The organism is Bacillus bingmayongensis (assembly GCF_000299035.1).
In the GTDB taxonomy this organism is placed as follows: Bacteria; Bacillota; Bacilli; order Bacillales; family Bacillaceae_G; genus Bacillus_A; species Bacillus_A bingmayongensis.
This window is the reverse complement of sequence record NZ_AKCS01000005.1, coordinates 39,705-63,428: the sequence shown is the minus strand read 5'-3', so window position 1 is coordinate 63,428 and position 23,724 is coordinate 39,705. Positions and strand designations below refer to the sequence as shown.

Annotated in this window: 28 protein-coding genes and 1 pseudogene; 6 read left to right on the top strand and 23 right to left on the bottom strand. The window is 35.4% G+C overall.

What is annotated here, in order from left to right:
* Positions 1 to 313: 313 nt before the first annotated feature.
* From Y7E_RS0100375 to Y7E_RS0100340, 8 genes are all read right to left on the bottom strand, one after another.
* On the bottom strand, positions 314 to 859 hold the full coding sequence (locus tag Y7E_RS0100375) for a GNAT family N-acetyltransferase (RefSeq protein WP_017149331.1): 546 nt from the start codon (positions 857 to 859) through the stop codon (positions 314 to 316).
* A 350-nt stretch (positions 860 to 1,209) separates the two neighbouring features.
* A complete protein-coding gene (locus tag Y7E_RS0100370; protein WP_017149330.1) occupies positions 1,210 to 2,064 on the bottom strand; it encodes an alpha/beta fold hydrolase in 855 nt (284 codons plus the stop codon).
* 297 nt (positions 2,065 to 2,361) lie between these two features.
* A complete protein-coding gene (gene lpdA, locus Y7E_RS0100365; protein WP_017149329.1) occupies positions 2,362 to 3,741 on the bottom strand; it encodes a dihydrolipoyl dehydrogenase in 1,380 nt (459 codons plus the stop codon).
* A gap of 15 nt (positions 3,742 to 3,756) precedes the next feature.
* Positions 3,757 to 4,962, bottom strand: coding sequence for a dihydrolipoamide acetyltransferase family protein (locus tag Y7E_RS0100360; protein WP_017149328.1), 1,206 nt, complete (start codon positions 4,960 to 4,962; stop codon positions 3,757 to 3,759).
* A gap of 27 nt (positions 4,963 to 4,989) precedes the next feature.
* A complete protein-coding gene (acoB, locus tag Y7E_RS0100355; RefSeq protein ID WP_017149327.1) occupies positions 4,990 to 6,024 on the bottom strand; it encodes an acetoin:2,6-dichlorophenolindophenol oxidoreductase subunit beta in 1,035 nt (344 codons plus the stop codon).
* Positions 6,025 to 6,041: 17 nt separating this feature from the next.
* The gene (acoA, locus tag Y7E_RS0100350) at positions 6,042 to 7,040 is read right to left on the bottom strand and encodes an acetoin:2,6-dichlorophenolindophenol oxidoreductase subunit alpha (protein ID WP_017149326.1); all 999 of its coding nucleotides are present in this window, start codon (positions 7,038 to 7,040) and stop codon (positions 6,042 to 6,044) included.
* Between the two features lie 154 nt (positions 7,041 to 7,194).
* Positions 7,195 to 8,400 carry an MFS transporter gene (locus Y7E_RS0100345; protein ID WP_017149325.1) on the bottom strand — a complete coding sequence of 402 codons (1,206 nt, stop codon included), beginning with the start codon at positions 8,398 to 8,400 and terminating at the stop codon, positions 7,195 to 7,197.
* Positions 8,401 to 8,544: 144 nt separating this feature from the next.
* Complete coding sequence (locus Y7E_RS0100340) at positions 8,545 to 9,504, bottom strand: helix-turn-helix transcriptional regulator (protein WP_017149324.1); 960 nt, start codon at positions 9,502 to 9,504, stop codon at positions 8,545 to 8,547.
* Positions 9,505 to 9,680: 176 nt separating this feature from the next.
* Here Y7E_RS0100340 and Y7E_RS0100335 point away from each other — a divergent pair, with 176 nt between their 5' ends.
* On the top strand, positions 9,681 to 10,526 hold the full coding sequence (locus Y7E_RS0100335; RefSeq protein ID WP_017149323.1) for an oxidoreductase: 846 nt from the start codon (positions 9,681 to 9,683) through the stop codon (positions 10,524 to 10,526).
* Between the two features lie 75 nt (positions 10,527 to 10,601).
* Here Y7E_RS0100335 and Y7E_RS0100330 read toward each other — a convergent pair whose 3' ends face one another.
* The 4 genes from Y7E_RS0100330 to Y7E_RS0100315 all read right to left on the bottom strand — a co-directional run bounded on the left by Y7E_RS0100330 (position 10,602) and on the right by Y7E_RS0100315 (position 12,849).
* Complete coding sequence (locus tag Y7E_RS0100330) at positions 10,602 to 10,973, bottom strand: DUF4181 domain-containing protein (RefSeq protein WP_017149322.1); 372 nt, start codon at positions 10,971 to 10,973, stop codon at positions 10,602 to 10,604.
* A gap of 112 nt (positions 10,974 to 11,085) precedes the next feature.
* A complete protein-coding gene (locus Y7E_RS0100325; protein WP_017149321.1) occupies positions 11,086 to 11,532 on the bottom strand; it encodes an NUDIX domain-containing protein in 447 nt (148 codons plus the stop codon).
* An 11-nt stretch (positions 11,533 to 11,543) separates the two neighbouring features.
* Positions 11,544 to 12,392, bottom strand: a complete 849-nt coding sequence (locus Y7E_RS0100320) for a PP2C family serine/threonine-protein phosphatase (protein WP_026049027.1) — start codon at positions 12,390 to 12,392, stop codon at positions 11,544 to 11,546.
* Positions 12,370 to 12,849: an HIT family protein gene (locus Y7E_RS0100315; protein WP_017149319.1), complete on the bottom strand. Its 480-nt coding sequence runs from the start codon at positions 12,847 to 12,849 to the stop codon at positions 12,370 to 12,372. The genes Y7E_RS0100320 and Y7E_RS0100315 overlap by 23 nt, the downstream gene beginning before the upstream one ends.
* Before the next feature lie 197 nt (positions 12,850 to 13,046).
* Between Y7E_RS0100315 and Y7E_RS28825 the strand changes: the two are divergent.
* Positions 13,047 to 13,288 (top strand): annotated as a pseudogene (locus tag Y7E_RS28825) (hypothetical protein).
* A gap of 85 nt (positions 13,289 to 13,373) precedes the next feature.
* Here Y7E_RS28825 and Y7E_RS0100305 read toward each other — a convergent pair.
* A complete protein-coding gene (locus Y7E_RS0100305) occupies positions 13,374 to 14,213 on the bottom strand; it encodes an ABC transporter permease (RefSeq protein WP_017149317.1) in 840 nt (279 codons plus the stop codon).
* Positions 14,206 to 15,411, bottom strand: coding sequence for a quaternary amine ABC transporter ATP-binding protein (locus Y7E_RS0100300; protein ID WP_017149316.1), 1,206 nt, complete (start codon positions 15,409 to 15,411; stop codon positions 14,206 to 14,208). Before Y7E_RS0100300 ends, Y7E_RS0100305 begins: the two co-directional genes overlap by 8 nt.
* Positions 15,412 to 15,615: 204 nt before the next feature.
* On the opposite strand from Y7E_RS0100300, the gene Y7E_RS0100295 reads away from it, so the two are divergent.
* The gene (locus Y7E_RS0100295; RefSeq protein WP_017149315.1) at positions 15,616 to 16,470 is read left to right on the top strand and encodes a glycine betaine ABC transporter substrate-binding protein; all 855 of its coding nucleotides are present in this window, start codon (positions 15,616 to 15,618) and stop codon (positions 16,468 to 16,470) included.
* A 177-nt stretch (positions 16,471 to 16,647) separates the two neighbouring features.
* Here Y7E_RS0100295 and clpP read toward each other — a convergent pair whose 3' ends face one another.
* Together clpP and Y7E_RS0100285 are read right to left on the bottom strand one after the other, a co-directional pair.
* Positions 16,648 to 17,229 carry an ATP-dependent Clp endopeptidase proteolytic subunit ClpP gene (clpP, locus tag Y7E_RS0100290; RefSeq protein WP_017149314.1) on the bottom strand — a complete coding sequence of 194 codons (582 nt, stop codon included), beginning with the start codon at positions 17,227 to 17,229 and terminating at the stop codon, positions 16,648 to 16,650.
* Between the two features lie 21 nt (positions 17,230 to 17,250).
* Complete coding sequence (locus tag Y7E_RS0100285; RefSeq protein ID WP_017149313.1) at positions 17,251 to 17,940, bottom strand: RNA polymerase subunit sigma-70; 690 nt, start codon at positions 17,938 to 17,940, stop codon at positions 17,251 to 17,253.
* Positions 17,941 to 18,088: 148 nt separating this feature from the next.
* Here Y7E_RS0100285 and Y7E_RS0100280 point away from each other — a divergent pair, with 148 nt between their 5' ends.
* Positions 18,089 to 18,409 carry a 2Fe-2S iron-sulfur cluster-binding protein gene (locus tag Y7E_RS0100280; RefSeq protein ID WP_017149312.1) on the top strand — a complete coding sequence of 107 codons (321 nt, stop codon included), beginning with the start codon at positions 18,089 to 18,091 and terminating at the stop codon, positions 18,407 to 18,409.
* A gap of 12 nt (positions 18,410 to 18,421) precedes the next feature.
* Positions 18,422 to 19,087 (top strand): ribose 5-phosphate isomerase A, encoded by a 666-nt coding sequence (gene rpiA / locus Y7E_RS0100275; protein ID WP_017149311.1) that lies wholly within the window; start codon positions 18,422 to 18,424, stop codon positions 19,085 to 19,087.
* Positions 19,088 to 19,138: 51 nt separating this feature from the next.
* On the opposite strand, the gene Y7E_RS0100270 is transcribed toward rpiA, so the two are convergent.
* Complete coding sequence (locus Y7E_RS0100270; protein ID WP_017149310.1) at positions 19,139 to 19,591, bottom strand: MarR family winged helix-turn-helix transcriptional regulator; 453 nt, start codon at positions 19,589 to 19,591, stop codon at positions 19,139 to 19,141.
* A gap of 111 nt (positions 19,592 to 19,702) precedes the next feature.
* Here Y7E_RS0100270 and Y7E_RS0100265 point away from each other — a divergent pair, with 111 nt between their 5' ends.
* Entirely contained in the window at positions 19,703 to 20,155 is a 453-nt protein-coding gene (locus Y7E_RS0100265; protein ID WP_017149309.1) for a GNAT family N-acetyltransferase, read from the top strand.
* A gap of 70 nt (positions 20,156 to 20,225) precedes the next feature.
* Here Y7E_RS0100265 and Y7E_RS0100260 read toward each other — a convergent pair whose 3' ends face one another.
* From Y7E_RS0100260 to Y7E_RS0100235, 6 genes are all read right to left on the bottom strand, one after another.
* Positions 20,226 to 20,615 carry a ribosomal maturation YjgA family protein gene (locus Y7E_RS0100260; protein WP_017149308.1) on the bottom strand — a complete coding sequence of 130 codons (390 nt, stop codon included), beginning with the start codon at positions 20,613 to 20,615 and terminating at the stop codon, positions 20,226 to 20,228.
* A 34-nt stretch (positions 20,616 to 20,649) separates the two neighbouring features.
* A complete protein-coding gene (locus tag Y7E_RS0100255) occupies positions 20,650 to 21,258 on the bottom strand; it encodes a DUF4241 domain-containing protein (RefSeq protein WP_017149307.1) in 609 nt (202 codons plus the stop codon).
* A 129-nt stretch (positions 21,259 to 21,387) separates the two neighbouring features.
* Positions 21,388 to 21,939 (bottom strand): YdcF family protein, encoded by a 552-nt coding sequence (locus Y7E_RS0100250; RefSeq protein WP_026049025.1) that lies wholly within the window; start codon positions 21,937 to 21,939, stop codon positions 21,388 to 21,390.
* A 3-nt stretch (positions 21,940 to 21,942) separates the two neighbouring features.
* Positions 21,943 to 22,302: an MmcQ/YjbR family DNA-binding protein gene (locus Y7E_RS0100245; protein ID WP_017149305.1), complete on the bottom strand. Its 360-nt coding sequence runs from the start codon at positions 22,300 to 22,302 to the stop codon at positions 21,943 to 21,945.
* 62 nt (positions 22,303 to 22,364) lie between these two features.
* Positions 22,365 to 22,787 carry a GNAT family N-acetyltransferase gene (locus Y7E_RS0100240; protein ID WP_017149304.1) on the bottom strand — a complete coding sequence of 141 codons (423 nt, stop codon included), beginning with the start codon at positions 22,785 to 22,787 and terminating at the stop codon, positions 22,365 to 22,367.
* A gap of 128 nt (positions 22,788 to 22,915) precedes the next feature.
* Positions 22,916 to 23,695: a serine hydrolase gene (locus tag Y7E_RS0100235; RefSeq protein ID WP_017149303.1), complete on the bottom strand. Its 780-nt coding sequence runs from the start codon at positions 23,693 to 23,695 to the stop codon at positions 22,916 to 22,918.
* Between the last annotated feature and the right edge of the window lie 29 nt (positions 23,696 to 23,724).

The following is a 23,724-nucleotide window of genomic DNA, read 5'->3' as shown; positions in this document are numbered from 1 at the left end:
TAAAAACGTTTTCAATACAATCAAGGAGATGACACAAATATGTTAACAATTCGAATATCTTAATGAATACTTTTATACTTTCTAAATAATACTAGATTTTGCAAAATAGAACTCACTGCAATGAAAACCCATAACCACTTCATCGGATGATTGTTTAGAAAAAATATGGTACTTCCTATAATGAACAAAACAGTGGACATGATACTAATACATAATTTTGTTCTTAATTGCAACATTCTCACTCCTTTACACGTATGCTCCTACTCTATTTTTTAATTTGTTCGTGTAGAAATATATATAACTTCATAAGTTATTATCCATTAAATCTTCCCATAATGATGGTATTATAGTACTTACCGTTAGCAAGTCTTTTATCATTCTTTAATACACCTTCAATTTCAAACCCTAGTTTTTTATAAAGTGTAATAGCTTTATCGTTTGTTTCTAGCACATTCAAAGCAATCTTTGTAATTCCATTGGCGTCAGCCCAACATATAGACTCTTGTAAAAGATTTTTACCAATCCCATGTCCCCAAAACTCTTTTAATACGCATACACCAAACTCTACTTTATGAGAGAATCGCTTTAAATACACTCCCTCGCATCTTGAAAAACCAACAATCCGTTCGTTCACTACAGCAACTAAAAATAAGTTCCTGGGACTTTCAGTATCCGTTTGTATAATTTCTTCAAACCCCGGTATATCTATGAATGCCTCCCCTTTTTCTCTATCCATATTTTCGGTCTCTCCATCAATCTGTAATCTTAAATCAGACAAATCTTTTGCATCTTTTTCAAGTGCGGATCTAACAGTATAGCGCATCCCATTTACATAAAATTCCTGTTTATTAATTATCATGGTATACTCCTTTGATATGAAGTTGATTTAAAGACTAGAACGGGTAAAAATCTTTGTAATTCATTACAATTCTAACCAAATAACCTGCCCTGATTTATTTCCATAGGATATTTTTTCAGGTGGTAAATCTTGATAATCTTAGTTTATCATAGATGTAGCCGTCACCATCAAAGAATCTTTGTATAAGCCTTTTCCTCTTTCCCCCTTTCATAAACCTAAAAATAAAAGAGCCGACATAGGTTAAATATATACAAAGATAGTTAATTACTGAAATGTAAACCTGCATCATAGATTACTTGACACTCTATAATACAGGCCATTTTTTACACATTCTTCTCCTCGAAATATCCTTATAAAGGTGATTCCTTTTGTTGCTTTTCATACGAATCATTAGGACTGGAATTCTCTGTTCGTTTCATCCATTCCCCGACTAGATTCTCAAATAACTCAGGTTGTTCAATCTGTAAGTTATGACCCGCCATATCTAAAACAGCAATTGTTGCTCGTGGATACTCTTCCATAATCTCCAATAAGTCTTGATATCCTACAACTATATCTTGCCTTCCAGCGAGTAAAAGAACTGGTTTGTCGTATTTTTGTCCATTTGCATTGAATGATAACGTATAATTTCTTTGAAGCATTTCCACAAACTCTGTATTAGCTACTGTAAGCCCTGGTTTGATTTCTTCTTTATACCGATTGTATGTATATGAATTTGCTATCACTGCTAGCTCACAAAATTCGTTTCTTTCATCCGATGAAAGTTTATTTAAAAATTCATCATCACTTATAATCCTATTATATTTTGGGACTGTTCTTGCTTTATGATCTGCAATTATAACAGGGCATATGAGCAATAAACCATCAACTCGCTGAGGCATTTTTGAAAGGATTGCTCTAGATAAATATCCGCCATATGATTCTCCTGCGAGTAGAAATTTTTCATTTGGAACAACCTTTTCGATAAATAAAGTCAAAACATCCAATAAAACATCAGAACTATTTATCCAATTAGGTGCAGTCGATTTTCCCATACCGGGTAAATCAATATAAATGCGCTTATAGCCTGTATGTTTATGAAAAACTGATTCCATACATCCCATCATTAGCCTATGATCAACAGAGCATCCATGTAAGAGAATTACAGGTTTTCCCTCACCAATTATTTCATAATATATTTGTGCATCTTTAATGTGGCATATCATAAAAAATCCTCCTTATTTTAAAAACAGAATCTTTTCTATTTCATTTCTTCATTCAACTCACAATATGCTTTAAAGGTTGATATAAACCCAATAAAATTTCATCATTTCACCAGAATATACGTTCTTATTATATAACACTTAAACAAAGACTGACAAATCTGATTTTTTAGACTGAAATACTTTCAACTTACAAATATATGGTTCTAATATCTCGATGCCAAATTATTTTACAATCTCGTCATACAATAAAAAGAACAAGTTTGTGATATCAAACTTGTTCTTTTCCAACCATATTACTCACGCATGCACAGCATGTCCTATTGCCTGTAACAACGCTTCATGAATCGCTTCAGACAATGTCGGATGTGCTGCAATAAAATCTCTCATTATATCAGCTGTTACTTCCGTATGCAGCATGACAGTTCCTTGTCCAATCAGTTCTGTCGCACGAGGCCCAATGATAGAAATCCCAACAATTTCTTGATACGTTGGCTCGACAATTACTTTCACTTTGCCGATTTGTTCTCCTAAAATAAGTGCTTTTCCATTCGCGGTAAATGGAAATTCTCCAATGAGAACATCTCCATATCGCTCACGCGCACCCTTTTCCGTTAAACCAACACTTGCAATTTCCGGAGCTGTATATATGCATCTCGGTACTGCGTGATAGTTCACTTTTGCTTCTTCGCCACATGCATGTAAAGCAGCTGTAGCCCCTTCATGAAAGGCTACATGAGCAAGTTGAATTCCACCAATGATATCACCTGCAGCATAAATATGTGAAACATTCGTCTGCATATGCTCATTTACAGCAATTCCTTTATTTGAAAACTGTACCCCAGCTTGTTCAAGTCCCAATTCATTTACACGTGGTTTTCTACCGACCGAAACAAGAACATATTCTGGATTTAATTCATGAGAACCATCCTTATTTTCAAACAATGCTTGTTTCTTATGATTATTCAAACCTTTTAATCCTGTTTCGGTAAAAATTTGAACACCATCACGCTCTAGTTTTTCTCTTAAAATACTTGCGATGTCTTCATCTTCACCTGGAAGAAGTTGTGCTGCCATTTCCACAATTGTTACCTTCGTTCCAAGCCGGCTATAAATACTAGCAAACTCACACCCTATTACCCCTCCACCAACAATGAGTAATGATGCTGGTATATGATTAAGGGACATCACATGACTACTATTTAAAATCCATTCCCCATCAAACGGTGCAAATGGTAATTCAGTAGGTTCTGATCCAGATGCGATAATAAATTGACTCGCATCTAAAGTTTCTCCTTTACCACCCTGTATAATTTGTAAACGGTGATCCGTTTGAAAACGAGCTTTTCCTTTTATCACTTTAATTTTATTTTTCTTCATCAAATATTGAATGCCTTGTACGAGCTGAGTGACAATGTTCTTTTTCCGGTTCTGCATTTGCTGCCAATCAATTAGAACATCATCTTGAGGAATTCTTACCCCAAATTCCTTTGCATGTTTCACTATATCGTGTACTTCCGCACTTTCTAACAACGATTTTGTCGGCATACATCCTACATTTAAACATGTACCACCAAGCGCATTCTCCTCAACAAGAATAACTTCTTTCCCATTTTGAGCAGCCGTAATTGCTGCGACATATCCAGCTGGTCCCCCGCCGATTACAACTAATTTACTCATTCTCTCACCTTCTTTTTATAAAAGAATTGTCACTGGCTCTTCTAAATATTGTTTAATCGTACGTAAAAACGCAGCGGCTGGTGCACCGTCTAATACGCGATGATCAAATGTTAGACTTAAAGGCAAGATGCTGCCTTTTTGTAATTCTTCTCCTCTATATACAGGAACATGTTCAATCGCTCCTACACCTAGAATTCCAGTTTCTGGCGTGTTTAATACAGGTGTGAAATATTCGATTCCATACGCACCTAAATTACTAATTGTAAATGTTGTTCCTTGCATATCATCACTACTTAGACTACCTTCTCTTGCTTTTGCTGCAACGTTTTTAATTTCTTTAGACAATTGCACAAGTGATAAATTGTTCGCAAAGCGGATTGCTGGTACCACTAAGCCATTTTCTAACGCAACTGCCATACCTAAGTGTACATGTTCAAATTGATGGATTGTATCATCAATATAAGCACTATTCATCCCTTTGTGCTCCTCCAGTGCTAAAACGACAGCTCGAGAAACAAAATCTGTAATCGTTAATTTATTTTCATATCGTTTTTGAACAACTTCTGTCATTTGCTTATGTAGGTTGATTAAATCTGTCACATCCACTTTCATTGTTAATGTTAATTGCGCACTATTTTGTAAACTTACATGCATACGGCTCGCAATCGCTTTACGCATACCAGTAACAGGAATTTGTTTACTTTGTTCTTGCTCAGCTACTTTTGGAATTGTAACTTTTTCTTCTATCTCTTTTAAAACATCAACTTTCGTAATTCTTCCCCCAGGTCCTGTTCCTATTAGTTTAGTAATATCAAGATTTTCAGCTTTTGCAATTTTTCTAGCTACTGGCGAAATTTTAATTCTTTGTTTCATTCCTTCTTTCGCATATGGTTCTGGATGCTGTACATTTTGGGTAGGCGTTTCTATTTTAGGAACTGAATCTTCTGAAACAGACTTCTCTTCATGCTGTGGCACCGATTCATTTGGTTTACCTATATAACAAATAACAGTACCTGGAGGAACACCTTGATCCTCTCCTACAGCTATATCTAAAACTGTTCCGTCTGCTGGAGACTCAATTTCCATTTCAATTTTTTCTGAGTTAATGCTAGCAATTGATTCGCCCTTCGTAACATTGTCACCTGTTTTTATGTTCCAAGCTGTTACAATTCCTTCCTTCATTGCCATTCCTAATTTCGGCATTACAACTTCAACAGCCATGCTTTCTCTCTCCCTTCTCTTGTTTCCTTACACGTTTAATAATGAACGGTCTCCGATCATTTCAGATACTGTTTCAATTACTTTTTCAGGTGTTGGCAAGTATAACTTTTCAAGTGGTGGTGAGAATGGAACAGGTGTATGTGGTGCTGTAATTCTCTTAATTGGTGCGTCCAATAAATCAAAGCCTTTATCTGCAACAATTGCCGCAATATCTGTTGCAATACTACATCTTGGGTTCGCTTCATCGATAACGATAAGGCGATTTGTTTTTTCAACAGATGCCAAAATTGTGTCTTCATCAAGCGGTGATAAACAGCGCGGATCAATCACTTCTACTTCAAATCCTTTCTTCGTTAACTGTTCAGCAGCCTCTAGTGCCGTATGAACTTGTTTTCCAATTGCCACAATTGTCACATCAGATCCTTCTCGTTTTACATCTGCTTTTCCTAATGGGATTGTATAGTAATCTTCAGGAACTTCACCTTTCATATTGTAAAGTGTTTTATCTTCAAAAAAGATAACTGGATCATTATCTTCAATTGCTGCTAGTAATAACCCTTTTGCATCATATGGAGTTGACGGAACGACAACTTTAATACCAGGAATACTTGTAAATAATGCATATAGACTTTGTGAATGCTGTGCTGCTGCACTAAATCCAGCACCATGCATCGTACGAATCGTAACTGGCACTTTCGCCTTCCCGCCAAACATATAACGGAATTTCGCCCCTTGGTTTAACACTTGATCTAGACAGCTACCAATAAAATCATTAAACATTAACTCAGCAATTGGACGTAATCCTGTGGCAGCAGCAGCCATCGCAGCTCCCATATAGCCAGCCTCAGAAATTGGTGTATCTAAAATGCGATTACGACCAAATTCTTGCACAAGTCCCTTCGTAACCCCAAGGACACCACCCCATGCTTCATCATCTTGCAGGTGATCAACTTGCGCACCGCCAGCAACATCTTCCCCGATTAAAATAACATTTTCATCACGTCGCATCGCTAATTTCATCGCTTCATTAATTGCACTTGACATACTTACTGTTCTAGTCATTGTTTTTCACCCTCCTCTTATTTGTAAGAAACATACACGTCTTTTAGTAGTTCCTCATCAGCTGGATATGGACTATTTTCACTAAACTCAATTGATTTTTGTACTGCTTCATCGACTGCTTTTTCCATATCGACAAGCTCAGTTTCTGTAAGTAATCCTTCATTAATCAAATGTTTACGGAAATTCACAATCGCATCCTTTTCATTTAAATGCTCTTCTCTTTCTTCCGCTGTTTTATATGTTTGTGCTTCGCCTTCGAAGTGACCATAGTTACGATATGTCATACACTCAATTAAAGTTGGACCTTCTCCGTTACGCGCACGTTCAATCGCTTCTTCCGCTGCTTTATATACGGCAAGAAGGTCTTTTCCATCTACCCTGACACCTGGGATATTATAAGCTTTTGCTCGATCTGCAATTGAATTACAGCTTGAAGCATATTCAAATGTAGTCGCTTCACCATACCCATTGTTTTCAGCAACAAAGATAACTGGTAGTTTCCAAATTGCTGCTAAATTCACGCCTTCATGAAAAGTTCCTTCATTATTTGCACCATCCCCAAAGAAACAAACGCTTACATTTTTTGTACCTTTATACTTTGCTGTTAGCGCCGAACCGCATGCAAGTGGAAATCCACCTCCTACAATACCGTTTGCACCAAGCATTCCTTTATCTAAATCGGCAATATGCATTGAGCCGCCTTTTCCTTTACATAATCCAGTCGCTTTTCCAAAAAGCTCAGCCATCATACCATCTAGATCACAACCTTTTGCGATACAATGACCATGCCCTCTATGTGTACTCGTAATACTATCGCTATCTGTTAAATGGGCACAAACACCAACTGCTACCGCTTCTTCTCCAGCGTATAAATGAACGAAACCTGGTAAAACACCTTGCGCGAACAATTCATGCACCTTATCCTCAAATTTACGAATCTCTAACATTTTTTCATACATCCAACGAGCTTGTTCTTTTGTCATTTCATTCCCTTTACTTTCAGTTGTTTTTAACATGTTCAGCCCTCCTATTTTCTTGTTCGCCTTTTATATTGCAAATACCGTGCCAATTTTAAACCCTTAGAATGATAGGCTTTTTCTCTTTTTAATAGAGAAAAAAGTGGACATAATGAGACTGGTGTCTCATTATGTCCACTTTTGTTCACCACCATTATTGTTCCATAGGTATCGAATCCATACTCGCTTCTTTTTTCAAACCCATTCCTATACACAAACTAACAAAGAAGCAGAAAGCACCTAAACCATACGCCGCCGCAAAACCAGCTTTCTCAATTATCCAACCAGCAAAACCTGGTCCAACCATTTGGCCCACCGCATAAAAGATAGAGATAAACCCAATTGCCATCGAAACATATTTCGGAGATACTTGCTTGGAAGCCGCAACTTGAATTAATAATAAAATTCCTCCTAAACTAGATCCCCAAATGATTGCCGATACAATAAACCCTTTCATATTCCCAAAAACAATTGGAATTACATCCCCAATTACAGCTAATGAAAGTGCGAAAGATAATGCTTTCTTTACGCCAATTCGATCTGAAACCATTCCCAAAATAGGAGCTCCTGTAATTGAAAAAAAACCAGCTACTGCATATACAGTACCAGCGAGCGCCGGCGAAATCCCGAGATCAATCATAAAACTTGTTTGATATAGATTGGGAATTAAATATACAACCCCAACAATGAAATACAACCATGCAATTGTATATAATTCCTTCGTTCTCCACGCTTTAGATTTCTCTCTTTTCTGTTTATCTTCTGAAGAAACCTTAGGATTTTTTAATACAATTGAAGCAACCAGTACTACCAATAACGTAATCACTCCAAAAATTATCCACACACCTCGCCAACTATATGCCGGAAATGTATGTACTATATAAGGAACAATAATTCCGCTCAGCAACATGCCTATTCCTGCCCCGCTTAGTAAAAGTCCCATGACAGTTCCTCTATTTTTAGGAAACCACCCTACTGTGATAGACATAAGTGGCGTATATACGAGCGCACTTCCCGCTCCAGCAAGAAGCATACAAATAGAAGCCCACCAAAATGAAGGAACAAATCCTAATCCAAGTAAACTTACTACAACAAGCCAGCTTCCTAATAGTAAAACCATTTTACCCCCAAAACGAAGAGTAAGTATGCCAGACATCCCTACTGTCAATAAATATCCTAAAAACAAAATTGTTCCGAGCATCCCTGATTGTGCTGTAGACAAGTGAAGACCTTCTTGCATAAAAGGCAATATGATACCATACGCCATTCGAGCGAAACCAGTCGTTGTTATAATTAAGAACATTCCTGTTAAAACAAACATCCAAAAATAACTTGAAATCTTCGATGCTTTTTGTTCCATTTTCTACTCCTCCTCATTTACCTCTACATAAAAGGCTATATTAATAATTGCTTCAGTCGTTTGTTAAAAATTATAATCATTCCATTGAAATGCAACTACCAAATGACGGAGGAATTGACGGTATAACGGATTTTTTTGAAAAGGCTAATATATACGTAAAAATTCAGATGGGTTCATTCCATATCTTTTTCGAAACAGTTCTGAGAAATGGCTTAAGTTCGTGTAACCAACCGCAGAAGCTGCTTCACTTACATTACTACTTCCAGTACGTAATAAATCCATTGCTCTCTCCATTCGTTTTTCACGTAAATAGGCAAAAGCTGATGTACCAAATAACTCTTTAAACCCTATTTTTAACTTATAATCATTTAGCCCTACTGATTTTGATAATTCTAATAGAGACGGAGGAGCTGCCATCCTCTCCATTAAAATTCCCTCGGCCCTTCTTATTTTTTCAAGATCACTTTTCGATAATTGACCATTTCTTTTTTGATGATTATCATTTAATAGAAATCTACCAAAATAAATAGATAGAAGTTCAAGTGCCTTACTCTCTATATCAAGTTGATAAATACGGTGACTGTGAGGTCGCTCTATTATTTGTTTGATGATATGAACGGTCATTGGATCAATTGAACCTCGAAACTTCTTGAAAGATCGATCACCAATAACAGAATGAAAATCTAGTATTTTCGGATGTACTACATTTCCCATAAAGTGATTAAACAAAGGTACAGGGATCCCGATCGCTAATGAATACATCGGATTCTGCTTTTCATACTCAAATAAAACTTCAAAATCCTTCATAAAGTACAAATAACAATTTCCAGGTTTGAGATTATAGGACGAATTAAAAATATGTACTTCTCCTGAACCTTGTAAACAAAAATTAAGCTCAACCATTGCAGCATCTGATGAAAAATGAATGCGATGGTTAGTATGAAATTGATAGTCTGATAAAACAATTTCCATGCCGGAAAGAGAAGTCCACCTCTGTATTTCTCCTTCTCCTATTGGTTTTGATACATGCATCTTCTGTTCTTGTTCTACATGTAATCCATTGAAATATTTATGAAAAATATCATGAAAACCGCTAGCTTCCATGAAGTTCACACTCCTTTTACACAACAATATACAACTTTTCTTAATTGATAATTATTTTCAATTATAACAAACGTATGTAAAGAAACAATATGTATGCTTCACGATTTAACGGAGAGAATAATAGATTTTCCACATAAAAATCGTTATGATGTAAGAAAAAAGAAAGTGAGCTTAAAATGAGTAAAAAAATCGCAATTATTACAGGTGCATCAAGCGGATTTGGCCTTTTAACTACCCTTGAACTTGCGAAGAAAGACTATCTTGTCATCGCTACAATGCGTAATCTTGATAAACAAGCAAAATTATTATCTCAAGCGACTGCATTACACTTACAAGAAAATATTAAAATTTATCAACTAGATGTGACAGATCCAAAATCTATACATACATTCCAATCATTTTTAAAAGAATTAAATCGAATTGATCTTCTCGTTAATAACGCAGGATATGCAAGCGGTGGATTTATAGAGGAAATTCCAGTAGAAGAATATCGGAAACAATTTGAGACTAACCTATTTGGAGCTATTTCGATAACGCAAGCTGTCTTGCCTTATATGCGAAAACAACAAAGCGGGAAAATCATCAATGTGAGTAGTATTAGTGGTCAAGTTGGATTTCCCGGCTTATCACCTTATGTTTCTTCAAAATACGCACTGGAAGGTTGGAGTGAGTCTCTTCGCCTAGAAGTAAAGCCGTTTGGAATAGACGTTTCGTTAATCGAACCAGGTTCTTATAACACAAACATATGGGAAGTTGGTAAAGAACTTGCTGAAAATTATTCAGAATCAACCTCTCCTTATAAAGCACATATGGATAAAATACAAAATCATATTTATAATGGCAGTGATACATTTGGCAATCCAGTAGATGTTGCGAAAAAAATCGTAGCGATTGCTGAAACGAAAAACACAACACTTCGATACCCAATTGGAAAAGGTGTAAAATTGATGATGGTTGCGAAAAAAATTCTTCCGTGGAGAGTATGGGAATTTCTTGTTTTGAGGAGTTTTAAGAAGATGTAATATAAAAAACTACTAATAAATCAGAGTCGTTATACACATTGAAACTATGATAACGACTCTGATTATCTAGCTCTTTTAACCAACAGGTTGGAATAAATATATCATTACATTAAATGTAATGATTAAACAAAATACTCCCAATAGAGAAATTACATATTCTTTTGATTCTTTATCAAATTTCCATTCCATATACACCCGAAAAAGCTGTTGCGTACCTAAAAATATAAATAATATATATGCACCCTTTATATACTCTGAAGTGTAAATACAAACAAAGGCCGCCACTAAATAGATTATTATTATAATCCGCTCTCCCCATTTATGAAATCTATTAACAGGTCGATAGATAAAACCATTTTTCCGCGTAATCTTTAATTTTTTTCTTAGCAAGTTCTCCAACAGAAAAAATAGAATAACAATTATTATTAAAAATAACAATTTCCCCAAAATTATTTCCTCCATTTTCAAAAAATACATTCAATAAAAATTATGTGTAATACATAGCCCATTTTTCTTTTTATAAAAAAATGAGAGACACTAATTCTCCCCTTCCCTTTGATTAGCAATATATCCTTTGTGTAAGTAAATGCGCCACACTATCACATTTTTGTTCTATTAAAGAAACAATTCCTTCAGGATAAGTCGGTTTATCTTTCAATTCTTGTATACTTTTCCATGTAAGAATAATATTTTCATGTTCTTTATGAAATAACGCTTCATTTATCTCCGTTATCGGCTTGCACCAATGAAATAACGTACATTGATGATATGATTCCCCATTGCTCTCAAATATGTGCTCATTTACAATCGCTAGTGTCTCCACTTGAATTTGTATGTCATATTCCTCAAGTAACTCTCGAGTAATTGTTTCAAATGCTGGCTCATCAAATTCAATCGATCCACCCGGAAAACGATAAAATGCTTCTTGCTTGTCACACTGAACAAGAACTTTAGTCTGATCTTCATTCATAATAATAGCTTCTGCGCGCAATAAAGGTCTCTTCATTTCCTGCCCCTTTACGACTGATTTGAAGATTGCATTTTCTCTGGTTGATCACTTGGGTAAGTGGCATAAACATAATTTTCAAAGTCCCAGCTAATCATTGTCGCACTATCTCGTCCAAGCTGATGATGAACATGTTCTAATACATTTTGAACACATTCTGTTAGTTTCACTTTATTTTCATATATATCTTTATACAAATGAAGTGGATTTTCATAACGACGTTCTCCGCATTCGAGTACACCATCTGTTACCATTACGATTCTGTTTGTCCCTGTACGTAGTTCACGAATACCAGATGAATAACATGGAACGGGCAAAGAAAATGTATTCACATGCCCAACCCATTCATAGAAATGACGTTGATTCAGCATATACTGTCCTAACTTATGTAGCTCTTCATGAAATACATAAACGAGGCAATCCCCTATAGAAAACCACCAAATATAATTTTCTTTTCGTACACAAATTAGGCACGCTGTTTCACCTTGTACTTGCTGGCACGCTTTTTTGAATGAATTAGATTGAAAAAGTGTAAGGATATAATTTTCAACAGAACGAAAGACTGTTTCAATTGGTTCTTCTAATAAGACCTTTATATTTTCATATTCATTTTGTATTGTATGTACGACTAAAGCGACACTTTCTGCACTATTGTGTCCATCTAAGATCATCGCAAATTCCCAATTTCTATTTGACCAAACGAAAGCACCGTCTTCATTCTTCTTTGCCCCTGCACTTGTATTTCCACCGTATCTGCCAAGTACTATATCACCATACTGCTTAACTGAAATTTCCCCTAAGCACATTTCATCACTACCAACCCATGAATATTGTCTGTTATTTGTTGTATGCATACTCATTCACCATATACGTTTGTATTCTTTCACATACCTTTTGGATTTTTTCTGCTTGTCCATAAGGCGCACCTTCCCAATTCGCTATCTTAGTTGGCGACCAAAATTCCTTCGGTGTATTTCGATAACGCGGAATGATATGCATGTGCATATGATTTACTCCATTACCGGAAACGAAGGCATAAATATGTTCTGCACCCTCACATTCTTTTAATGCACGGCTTACTCTACTTGTAATTAAGCCAAAAGCTTTTGCCTCTTCGTCAGTTAACTCAGCTAGCCCAGGCGTATGTCTTTTTATATCAATCATTACATAGCCGAGATAGGTCTCCTCTTCTTCCCAGTGAACATGTCCCACATATACAAAATTATCTTCATAAATTGCCCCGCCTGGTACTTTAATAATCCCTTTATGTTTCTGGCATATAAAACAGTGCTCTTCAAAGTGACTTTGTGTAGACATATGCATCCCTCTATTTCTTAAATTTACCATTTATAATATCACAAAACAAATAATTAATGCGATTTTTTGGAACTGACAGAATTATCCAAAATATTAATGTAGTTTTATAACCTTAATTTTTTAATGAGCCACCTTTAAATATATATGGACATTTATTATAGAAAAAGCAATGTTTTATTAAAGGAGGAACAAATCAGATGCATCCACATTGGAATTCTCATATGAATTATCCATCCCCTATCCAAACAATACTGTACGAGCTACATCACCAATTCCGAATGACTCTCATTACATGATGCAACGAATGGCAAATCTTGAAAATCAATTAGCAAATTTGATTTCATTAATCGAAGAAAATAATCAATTAATAAAAGCGATGGAACAACAACAAAATCAAGTATGTGCACCAGCTGGAGGTTCAGTAATTGTACGTATGTAACCCTGTTTCATTCTACACTTTCATCCAAATAAAAAACACGTATCATAATGAGTACCCTCACTCATGATGCGTGTTTCATTTCTATTTAAACTCTTCTTTTCCTATGAAATCCTTGGGTGATTCGATCCAACACAATCGCAATGACTACGATAGCTAGTCCAGCTTCAAAGCCCATTCCAATGTTAACTTGTGTAACTGAACGATACACATCTACTCCAAGTCCTGGTGCACCTACAAGTGAAGCTGTAACAACCATCGATAAAGATAGCATAATGCTTTGATTTACGCCGGCCATAATTGTTCCCGTTGCGAGAGGTAACTGAACTTTAAATAGCTTTTGCGATGCGGTAGAACCAAATGCATTTGCAGCTTCAATTAAGTCTTCTGGTACTTGTCTAATTCCTAAGTCTGTAAAGCGAATTGTTGGTGGCATCGCAAAAATAACAGATGCGATAATACCTGGAACAACACCTACTCCGAAAAATGTAATAGCAGGAATGAGATAAACGAATGCTGGCATTGTTTGCATAAAGTCTAATGTTGGCTTTAAAATTTTTGAAAATCGTTCATTTTGAGATGCCAAAATGCCAATTGGAATCCCAACAATAATAGAAATAATAACCGATGTGAGAACAAGTGCTAATGTTTGCATCGTTTGTCCCCAGTAATTAATATTTAAAATGAATAATAAACCGATTAACGCAAAAATCACTAAAGATATTTTCCTAGTTGTGTACCAAACAAGAAAACATACGATTATGATCATTAAAAATGCGGGAATCAACGTTAATAAATTTGTAAGTAGATCAACGAAACCACCAATTACATATGAAAATCCTCTAAACAGGCCTTCAAAATGCGCATATAAACTTGCAACGAATGCATCAACCCATTCACCTAACGGAATACGTGGAATACTATTCATCGTCATTCACCTCTTCCTCGATATTTCCTGCAAGGGCTTGAATGACACTTTCTCGTTTTATTATACCTCTTAACCTTTTCTTTTCATCAATTACTGGTAATGGCAGCTTCATTTCCGCCATTTTCGCATACGTTTCTTCCAGTAGTGTATCTAAATAAACGTGCGGAATATCTTTTATTAACAAATCAGCAATTGGCCACTGTTTTTGAACCGCTTTACTCGCATCATCAGCTGTTAATACCCCTAAAAATTCATGCTTTTTGTTTACGACATATACGGTAGACACACCTGCATTTCTCATAATTTGTAGTGCCACGCGAGGACCTCGATCAATTAATAATGTTTCTGGTCTCTTCAGAATGGATTCAGCAGTAATTACTTTTCCTAAATTCACATCCGCAACAAACTTCTCTACGAATTCATTCGCAGGACTCATCATAATTTCTTCAGGAGTTCCGATTTGAACAATTTCTCCATCTTTCATTAATGCAATACGATCGCCAATTCGAAGCGCTTCATCTAAATCATGCGTAATAAAAATAATGGTTTTTTCCATTTTATCTTGTAGCTCTAACAATTCATCCTGCATTTCTTTTCGAATAAGTGGGTCTAATGCGCTAAATGACTCGTCCATGAGAAGAACATCTGGATTATTTGTCAGAGCTCTCGCAATCCCAACGCGCTGCTGCATACCACCGCTCAATTGTCCTGGAAAGCTATCTTTATGGTGATCTAATCCTACTAATTTAAGCGATTCCAAAGCCTTTGCTTCTCTTTCTTCTACCGGAACCCCTTGTATTTCTAAACCATAGGCAACGTTTTGCAAAACCGTACGATGAGGAAATAACGCAAACTTTTGAAAAACCATACTCATTTTCGTTCTTCTGACTTTCCTAAGTGCTTCTTTCCCCATCGTTGCGATGTCTTCTCCGTCTATGTATATATGGCCTGCTGTTGGTTTTATTAGTTGGTTTAACATTCGAACTAAAGTGGACTTCCCACTCCCTGATAATCCCATAATCACAAATATTTCTCCTGTATATACTTCAAACGTTGCTTTTTTCACCCCAACGTTCATTCCTGTTTCTTTTAATATTTCTGATTTACTTTTTCCTTCTTTTAATAAGGCAACTGCTCTTTGAGGATTTTTTCCAAATACTTTTGTTACGTTTTCAACACGTACTTTTGTATTTTCCATAAAACGACTCCTTTTCTGCCTATCTATTCACATAGTGTAGCGATTTTAAACAGAAATATTACATAGAAATGACATTAATATGCTTTTTTTAAAATTCTCGTATCCGTTCATAATAAGAAGGTTCACTTATACATTTATTTGTATACGCAATCTCTTCTATTTAAAGACTTATAAATGCACTATTGATAAAACGGGAGGATTCCAATGAGACGAAAAATATGGCTTATAAGCATTTTGTTATTTATCAGTATGATTATTACCTCTTGTAATGCAACAAATGCTAATACAAAAGGGAAAATTAAACTTGGTGTAACAAGTTGGAAAGAAAATATTGCAACCGCAAATATGTGGAAAGTTTTATTAGAACAAAAAGGCTATAAAGTTGAACTCATGTATTTAGAAAAAGCGGCAATTTGGACAGGTGTAGCCCGTGGCGATGTTGATGCAAATTTAGAAGTATGGCTCCCAGTTACCGATAAACCCTTAAATGATCGGTATAAAAATGACATTGTCTTAAAGTCGAAATGGTATGAAGGAACTGGACTTGGTTTAGTCGTTCCTTCTTATATGCAAGATATTAACAGCATCGATGATTTAAACACCCATAAGGATGAATTAAATAATAAGATTGTCGGTATTGAACCTGGTAGTAGCCTTATGAATTTAACCGATAAAGCAATGAAAGAATATGATATAAAGCTAAAACTTGTCCAATCTTCAGAAGCGGCAATGATGAGTGAGTTAAAAAAGGCTTATACCCAAAAGAAACCAATCGTTGTTACGCTTTGGAATCCACACTGGGGCTTTTCAGAATTTGATTTAAAATATTTAAAAGACCCTAAGAAAGTATATGGTGAAAAAGACGACATTTATTACTCTGTACGAAAAGGTTTTGAAAAAGATTATCCAGATATTATGAAATACTTCGATAAATGGAAAATGACTGATGAGCAGCTTGGTACTTTAATGGTAATGTTAAATAAAACGAAGGACCCTGAAGAAGCTGCTCGAAAATGGATTAAAAAGAACCAGGCATTAGTAGATCAGTGGATAAAGTGAAACTTTAATCAGCCCACACCAATCGAGCTTTTACGAGCAGTTGATCCCCCATCTAACTTCTTTACTCTTGCTAAATTTTGAGGTGGGGGTCTTACTGACCGCAAATAGCGGGATAAAAGATTAATTTCCCATACAAAAATAGACCAGAGAACATAATAGTCTCTGGTCTATTTTAAATTATTTTTTCTCAATAACAGCATCAACGATACCATATGTTTTCGCTTCTTCCGCTGTCATAAAGTAATCTCTTTCTGTATCATGCGCTACTTTTTCAATTGGCTGACCTGTTCGATCCGATATGATTTTGTTAATATCATGTTTTAACTTTAATATTCGTTTTGCGGTTATTTCAATCTCCGTCGCTTGCCCTTTCACTCCGCCAAGCGGCTGATGAATCATGATTTCACTATTTGGAAGTGCAAACCTTTTTCCTTTTGCTCCAGCGAGTAACAATAATGCTCCAAATGACGCTGCAAATCCCATACAGAGGGTTTGAACATCTGGCTTAATAAGATTCATCGTATCCAATATCGCAAATCCTGCTGTAGTTGAACCACCTGGGCTATTAATATATAGAAAGATATCTTTCTCCGCATCTTCTGCTTCTAAAAATAATAACTGTGCCACTACACTACTTGCTACTTGATCATTAATTTCCGATCCAATCATAACAATACGGTCTTTTAACAGTCTTGAATATATATCATAAGAGCGCTCTCCTAGCTTTGTTTGTTCTACAACATACGGAATTGCATTCATAAAAATCCCTCCATCTACTTTTTAAGCTGCGCATAACATGTAACCGTAATAAGAAGGTTTTTTCGTATTGAATAATAGCACTGGTTGCTTAGATGATAGGTGTGTAAATTGGATTGATGGAAGTAATTGTGTTAACAACTCTGGTTTCTGTTCATTTATAGCCGTGACTACTACCTCGACATCATCTTCTTGTCCGGCTAATTCAATACTCTCTTCTTCACTTACCTTTTTCAACCTATTTCGACTACGAAACAGCGAAGCCTTCACTGCACCTTCTGATATTGAACATATCTCCGCAATATCAGATAAACTATATTGAAAAACATCTTTTAATAAGAAGATGACGGATTGCTTTACATTTAATGAAGACAAAATTTTCTCCACCATCTCATGCAAATCAGCAATTTTTTCGTGTGGTTCTTCAAATGTAATCTCCTGCTCTAATTTCTTCTTAGCTGATTTTACTTTCACCTGATCTAGCCATTGATTTCGAGCGATTTTATACAAAAGCGTCATACAGATATCTTTATCTACATATTTTTGAAGTACTTTGCAAATCGTTTCTTGGGCAAGGTCTTCTCCGTCCCATTTGCTTTTTGTTAAAAACGTACAGTACCTTTTTAACTCCGCATAATTTTCAATAATAAAGTTTATATTTGAATAATTCATATCGATATGATTTCTTAAAACTCGAGTTACTTTTGTGCACAAAATAACCACTCCTTTTCAGCGCTTACTTAATAAACGATTTTACTGTGAAAAAAGTTACGGGTCTAATAAAAAATTTTTAGAACGTTTATGATTATTAAAGTGGGGTCATAAATATGTTATGTAGAATTTTACATGAGGAGGCAACAATATGCCAAAATTAACCGTTCTAGGTAGCGGAACATTTGATGTAAAGGAAGGAACAAAGTTAGTACTAGCACTTGAGGATAATGGTATTCACATTCTCCACCGCTGCGGCGGGAAAGCCCGTTGTACAACTTGCCGTGTAGAAATTATAGATGGTGATTTTTGCGAACCTACACATGTTGAAAAGAATGCGATTACTGAAAAAGGAATTGAAGATCATTTACGATTGTCGTGTCAAATGCACGTACATACTGATTTAACCGTTCGTCCCATATTAACAGTTGAAAATTCCGGATTAGATGCTGGACCACGACCAGCAGAATGAAGAGGAAAAACGATGACGGAATTAAAACGCTTAGCTGGTGAACATGCTGCTGACTTCATAAAGGATGGAATGAAAATCGGTCTTGGCACTGGTTCCACTGTATATTGGACGATACAAAAATTAGGACAGCTAGTCAACGAAGGATTATCTATTCAAGCTGTGCCAACATCAATAGAAACTAAACAATTGGCACAACAACTATCTATCCCTTTAATCTCTTTAGGTGACATAGATTATCTTGATCTCACCATTGATGGCGCAAATGAGATTAGCCCCGACGTGCAGTTAATTAAAGGTGGCGGTGGTGCCCTTCTTCGTGAAAAGATAGTTGCTATGTCTTCTCAGAAACTTATCATAATCGCTGATGAATCGAAACTTGTAATGGACTTAGGTACCTTTCCTCTCCCTATTGAAATCGTACCGTTCGCATGGGAACAAACTGCAAAACGAATTCAATCATTTGGTTGCCAGACGATTTTACGTATCCAAAACAATCAACCATTTATAACAGACAACGGAAATATGATCTTAGATTGTGTTTTTCCAAACCAAATAACCAAGCCAACCGAAACTCATCAGCAGTTAAAAATGTTAACTGGCGTGATTGAAACTGGTTTATTTATTAATATGGTAGATACAGCGATTATCGCAACAGAAAAAGGCATAAAAGAATTATAATCAAAAGGCTGACTCTAATCATTTAACATGCTTTAGATCAGCCTTTTACACTTAATAGCTTCGTTTATTTCCTTTCTTTACATATTCCCAATCTACTTCAACATTTTTTCTAGCTCTATGTAGTAACTGAAATAATGTGTCAATTTCCTCTTTTGAAAATCCTTCTAATGCAGCGTGATGAGAATATTCTTCCTCCCTCTTTAAAAGTGGATATAGTTGTTCTCCTTTTTTCGTTGGGAATAAATTTTTATTCTTTTTATTTTCTGCGTCACTTCTCTTTTCAATCAAACCTTGCTTTTCTAATTTTTGAATCGCGCGTGCGGCTGTTGTTCGATCCACTTTAATGAATTCCGCTAACTTTTCTTGAATAATACCCGGATTTTCACAAATACGAACAAGGTATAAGTATTGCCCTTTTGAAAGGTCCATTTCTTTAAATTCTATATTACTAATAGAATCTAAACACCTCGCAATCATTCCAATTTCTCGAAGTATTTCTTTCATCTTTCCTACACCTCAAAACATTTTGTTGTATTTACAACAAAAACATTATATCATACATTATGTAAACACATCACCTTTATATTCACATCATACCAGAAAGGACTGAATAAGTTGGAATCAAAACAAATAAAAGAAATAACTGATTTAGAAACTGCCTTTCAAATTCGAAAAGAAGTATTTGTCAAAGAGCAAGGTGTTCCTCTCGAGGATGAATTTGATACATTTGATACAGTAAGCGATGCATGTCATCATATTTTAGTTTATTTTAATAAAATACCTGTAGGAACGGGGCGCATTAGATTCGTTGATAACATCGGTAAACTAGAAAGAATCTGCATTTTACAACCTTATCGCAAATATGGTTTAGGAAAAGTGATTATCCAAACATTAGAAGAAATTGCTATAGAAAAAGAAATCTCTAAAGTCAAATTACACGGTCAAACACATGCAGAAGGCTTCTATAATAAACTAGGTTATCATACTTCTTCAGACGTATTTATGGAAGATGGTATCCCGCATATTCTTATGACGAAAGATTTATCTGTTAATGAGGCTATTAAATAATAGATTAAAATCCCTTTTCTACATCAGTGAAAAGGGATTTTAAAATTTTGTTATTATACTACTGTCACACTTATAATCTTTTTTGAAAAACGAATTCACAAAGCATACCAACACTAACTCCAATTGTATAAGCCAATAAATCACTCCACAAAAATCCATATCCTAATACAAGTCCCCCTAAAGTCGTTGCACGAATATTATCTATCCATTCCGCATGATATAATTGGCTCATTTCAATCCCATAGCAAAACAGTAAACTCAATAAAGCAACCTTTTTCGTCTCCATTTTATGAAAAAGAAATCCAAATCCAATGAAAATCATGAGAGCCCATAATGCATCTCCTAAGTAATCATTCAATAGAGTTGGTAAAGCATACGCAAACTTTCTTGATCCTAATCCTAAGATAATTACTAGTATCGTTAGTACCACATACAGTACCCTATTTCGTTTATAATCCATTCCTAAATCCTCTCTTATCGTAACAAACTTTTATTTACTCCTCATGCAACACTTGAAAATCAGTAACAATTGAAACTATATTTCCCTTCTCATCAACTCCCCAATAGGAAGGATAAAAACCGTCACCATAACCGGAACGGAACATAATCACATTACTTCCTGTTTCCTCACAAACAACACAGTTTCCCCATTCATCATCATGTTCTGTTAGAATATCGTCTATCAAATCATCATACAAGCTTATAAATTCGTTTCCTAATTCTTGTTGTAGCCTGTCTTCTATTTCTTCTAATTTATCAATTGCTTCAACATCTGCAAAACATCCTAGTCCTGTATCGACTGAATAACCAAAAATATACCCTTCCTCTAGTTCACTTACATTCTGCCCTGGTTTTATTGCCATCTTCCACTCAGTCACCTTTGATTCCGCTAATTTCAATTCAGCGCCCGCAATTAAGCCGTCGTTCCACCAAACCACAACTGGATATGTACCGGGCTGAATTGTATGTTCGAAGTGATTTTTATTAAAAATAAGAGGATCACAAGCAATGATTTTCCCCGAAGTAACTTTTAAGTGCTCTAATACTTCAGAACGTAAAACCTCACTATTCGGTTTGGATAATTCATGTAGTAGCTTTGACATACTATTTTTCTTCCTCTCGTTCATTTATTAATAGACTTTGATAAATATTCATGCTGACGGTCAAATAAGCCCCCCTAATTCCAACTAACGCTCTGTTAGTAAAGTACGATAGACAAAATCTATATTTTATTACACCCAATTTTGAATATGAGGACCAAAATACTTACCGATTTTCTCAACCTCAGTCATTATACGACTGATCCCAATCTCAGATGAAAACCAGTTTTCCTTCGTTATTCCATGCCTATCCATTACTGGTGCGACGAAGAATTCCATTTCTTTTGGAAATTCGGCTTGATAACATAATAATGCCCGACGAGAATGTCCCGCTTTACAGACAATTATCACTTTGTTAGGATATATGCCTGTTTTGTGTAAAACTTCCAACGATAAACGTGCATTTTCCAAAGTATGTTGTGCTTTATCCTCCTTGAAAATGGCTTCTTCAGGCACTCCGTTCGCAATACCAATATTTCTTAAGAAATCCCATTCAGTCGTTCCTACGTGTGGTTTATATCCGCCAGATGGAAGTATGTATGGTGCTATGCCCTGTTTATACAAGGAAACAGCTCTTTCCATGAGCGGAGGGTGATTAGCACCAGGAATTAAGATTACATCTGCTGGGGCAATTTCAGTTTCAACAAAAATAAAGTTGGTAATGCAATCGAATGGATAAGACATCATTTATTCCTCTCCCAAAATCTCTTTCTGCACCTTTTTCGAAAAAGATTGCAGAACTAAATTATAAGACCAATCTATCATTTTATTAATTTCCTCTTGCCCTAATCCTTTATTTATGTAAACTGTATTCCAATGCTTTTTATTCATATGATAGCCAGGGATAATTGAATCTGGATATTCTTCTCGAATCCGTAATGCAACATTTGGATCACATTTCAATGTAATTGCTGCTTTATCCCCTTTTTCATGGTTTAAAATCGCAAATATTTTATTATGAATTCTCATACATGTTGCATTCCATCCGTCTGGAGAATCTTCCGTTGCTTTTCTTTTTGAAAGACAGTGTGTACGTGTTGCTTCCAATGTTTTCTTCACCTCTTACATTTATTGATCCTCAGATTACAAGGTTACATAATATAATTATGTTATATTTCTAAGCGTTTCTCTAAAAAGTGCTGACTATAACCTTTAGGGTGATCTTCAACGACCCCAAACTCCCTGTAACCATGTTTTTTATAAAATTCAGGGGCTTGAAAACTAAATGAATCAAGTAATATAAGTCTACAGTTTTTCTCTTTGGCAATTTCTTCTATTTTATTTAATAATTGACTACCATATCCTTCATGGCGTACTGACTCATCTACCCATAAGAAGTCAATATGAAGGTGATAAAAATATATCGTTCCTGTTATGCCGCCAAATATTTTGCCAGCATCGTCTTTTAATAGAAAGCTTACATGTTCTAATGGGCTTTTTATTTCATCTGGTAGTACAGACATATTGTATTGGATTACTTTATTTTTTATATACTCACTTTCGTTTGGTGTGTACTGTTCTGTAATTTTCATATAATAATACTTCCTTTCCTATCAATGAAATAAGGACTAAAAGTCTCTTTTACTAAGAAGCTTTTAGCCCACACTATTTAATTATCTTTATTTTTTCTAGCCAAAATACTAACAATAACAACTTCTTCTTATATGCGAACATATTTCATTTCTTTTTCTATACACTCTTTATACAGACACATTAAAACTTCTATTATTTTAGAATCAACTTCTTGATTCTCATAACGATTTGGTAAATCCATTCCGCCAACCACATAAAGCAATGGATTCTCATGAAATATTCCTAATATACCAATATTTATAACAGAGGTAGGCAATCCACCTGTCATATGTGCCAAGTGGTAACTTGGTATTCCCTCATAGTTCCCTTGTTGTCTCACCATTCCATTTATAATGGGTTCCCATAACACCGGATTCGATTTATATCCTTGGAATATACGAATTAAAAGTTTAAGAACTTGTTTTAATTTCCCAACGTTTTTCGCATCCCTTGGGTCTTTCGTAATATAAATCTTTGAAAAAGAACTTTGAATTCTCCTATTTACTTCTTCCCATCCCCCGCAAAAGCCCACAACAGACTGTGCAATAAAATTGTCATGACATGCAATCATTACTTCCACGGCATTTCTTAATGCTAATACTGTTCTTTTTTGTAGATGCGGATATAGTTCTTTACTATCCTCTTTATTACTAAATGCTATATTGTCGATTTCATCACTCCAGCGAACCTGATTCTCTTCAACCATTTTAGCTATAGCAAATCCAATTGCAATTTTTGCTGCAGACGCTAGTGGGACCAATATATCATCATTATATAAAGCGACAATATTTTGGCTTTCTTGCGAATAAATAACTATTCCTACCTGATCTGATTTTATCTCCTTTATTTTCTTAATTACTTCCTCCATTTGTACGCGCCTCTTCTCGATTTCGTTTT

Coding starts and splice junctions, on each gene's coding strand:
- Y7E_RS0100375 (WP_017149331.1), bottom strand. CDS start 859: ATGATAATTAATAAACAGGAATTTTATGTAAATGGGATGCGCTATACT.
- Y7E_RS0100370 (WP_017149330.1), bottom strand. CDS start 2,064: ATGATATGCCACATTAAAGATGCACAAATATATTATGAAATAATTGGT.
- lpdA (WP_017149329.1), bottom strand. CDS start 3,741: ATGAGTAAATTAGTTGTAATCGGCGGGGGACCAGCTGGATATGTCGCA.
- Y7E_RS0100360 (WP_017149328.1), bottom strand. CDS start 4,962: ATGGCTGTTGAAGTTGTAATGCCGAAATTAGGAATGGCAATGAAGGAA.
- acoB (WP_017149327.1), bottom strand. CDS start 6,024: ATGACTAGAACAGTAAGTATGTCAAGTGCAATTAATGAAGCGATGAAA.
- acoA (WP_017149326.1), bottom strand. CDS start 7,040: ATGTTAAAAACAACTGAAAGTAAAGGGAATGAAATGACAAAAGAACAA.
- Y7E_RS0100345 (WP_017149325.1), bottom strand. CDS start 8,400: ATGGAACAAAAAGCATCGAAGATTTCAAGTTATTTTTGGATGTTTGTT.
- Y7E_RS0100340 (WP_017149324.1), bottom strand. CDS start 9,504: ATGGAAGCTAGCGGTTTTCATGATATTTTTCATAAATATTTCAATGGA.
- Y7E_RS0100335 (WP_017149323.1), top strand. CDS start 9,681: ATGAGTAAAAAAATCGCAATTATTACAGGTGCATCAAGCGGATTTGGC.
- Y7E_RS0100325 (WP_017149321.1), bottom strand. CDS start 11,532: ATGAAGAGACCTTTATTGCGCGCAGAAGCTATTATTATGAATGAAGAT.
- Y7E_RS0100320 (WP_026049027.1), bottom strand. CDS start 12,392: ATGAGTATGCATACAACAAATAACAGACAATATTCATGGGTTGGTAGT.
- Y7E_RS0100315 (WP_017149319.1), bottom strand. CDS start 12,849: ATGTCTACACAAAGTCACTTTGAAGAGCACTGTTTTATATGCCAGAAA.
- Y7E_RS0100305 (WP_017149317.1), bottom strand. CDS start 14,213: ATGAATAGTATTCCACGTATTCCGTTAGGTGAATGGGTTGATGCATTC.
- Y7E_RS0100300 (WP_017149316.1), bottom strand. CDS start 15,411: ATGGAAAATACAAAAGTACGTGTTGAAAACGTAACAAAAGTATTTGGA.
- Y7E_RS0100295 (WP_017149315.1), top strand. CDS start 15,616: ATGAGACGAAAAATATGGCTTATAAGCATTTTGTTATTTATCAGTATG.
- clpP (WP_017149314.1), bottom strand. CDS start 17,229: ATGAATGCAATTCCGTATGTTGTAGAACAAACAAAGCTAGGAGAGCGC.
- Y7E_RS0100280 (WP_017149312.1), top strand. CDS start 18,089: ATGCCAAAATTAACCGTTCTAGGTAGCGGAACATTTGATGTAAAGGAA.
- rpiA (WP_017149311.1), top strand. CDS start 18,422: ATGACGGAATTAAAACGCTTAGCTGGTGAACATGCTGCTGACTTCATA.
- Y7E_RS0100270 (WP_017149310.1), bottom strand. CDS start 19,591: ATGAAAGAAATACTTCGAGAAATTGGAATGATTGCGAGGTGTTTAGAT.
- Y7E_RS0100260 (WP_017149308.1), bottom strand. CDS start 20,615: ATGGATTATAAACGAAATAGGGTACTGTATGTGGTACTAACGATACTA.
- Y7E_RS0100255 (WP_017149307.1), bottom strand. CDS start 21,258: ATGTCAAAGCTACTACATGAATTATCCAAACCGAATAGTGAGGTTTTA.
- Y7E_RS0100250 (WP_026049025.1), bottom strand. CDS start 21,939: ATGTCTTATCCATTCGATTGCATTACCAACTTTATTTTTGTTGAAACT.
- Y7E_RS0100240 (WP_017149304.1), bottom strand. CDS start 22,787: ATGAAAATTACAGAACAGTACACACCAAACGAAAGTGAGTATATAAAA.
- Y7E_RS0100235 (WP_017149303.1), bottom strand. CDS start 23,695: ATGGAGGAAGTAATTAAGAAAATAAAGGAGATAAAATCAGATCAGGTA.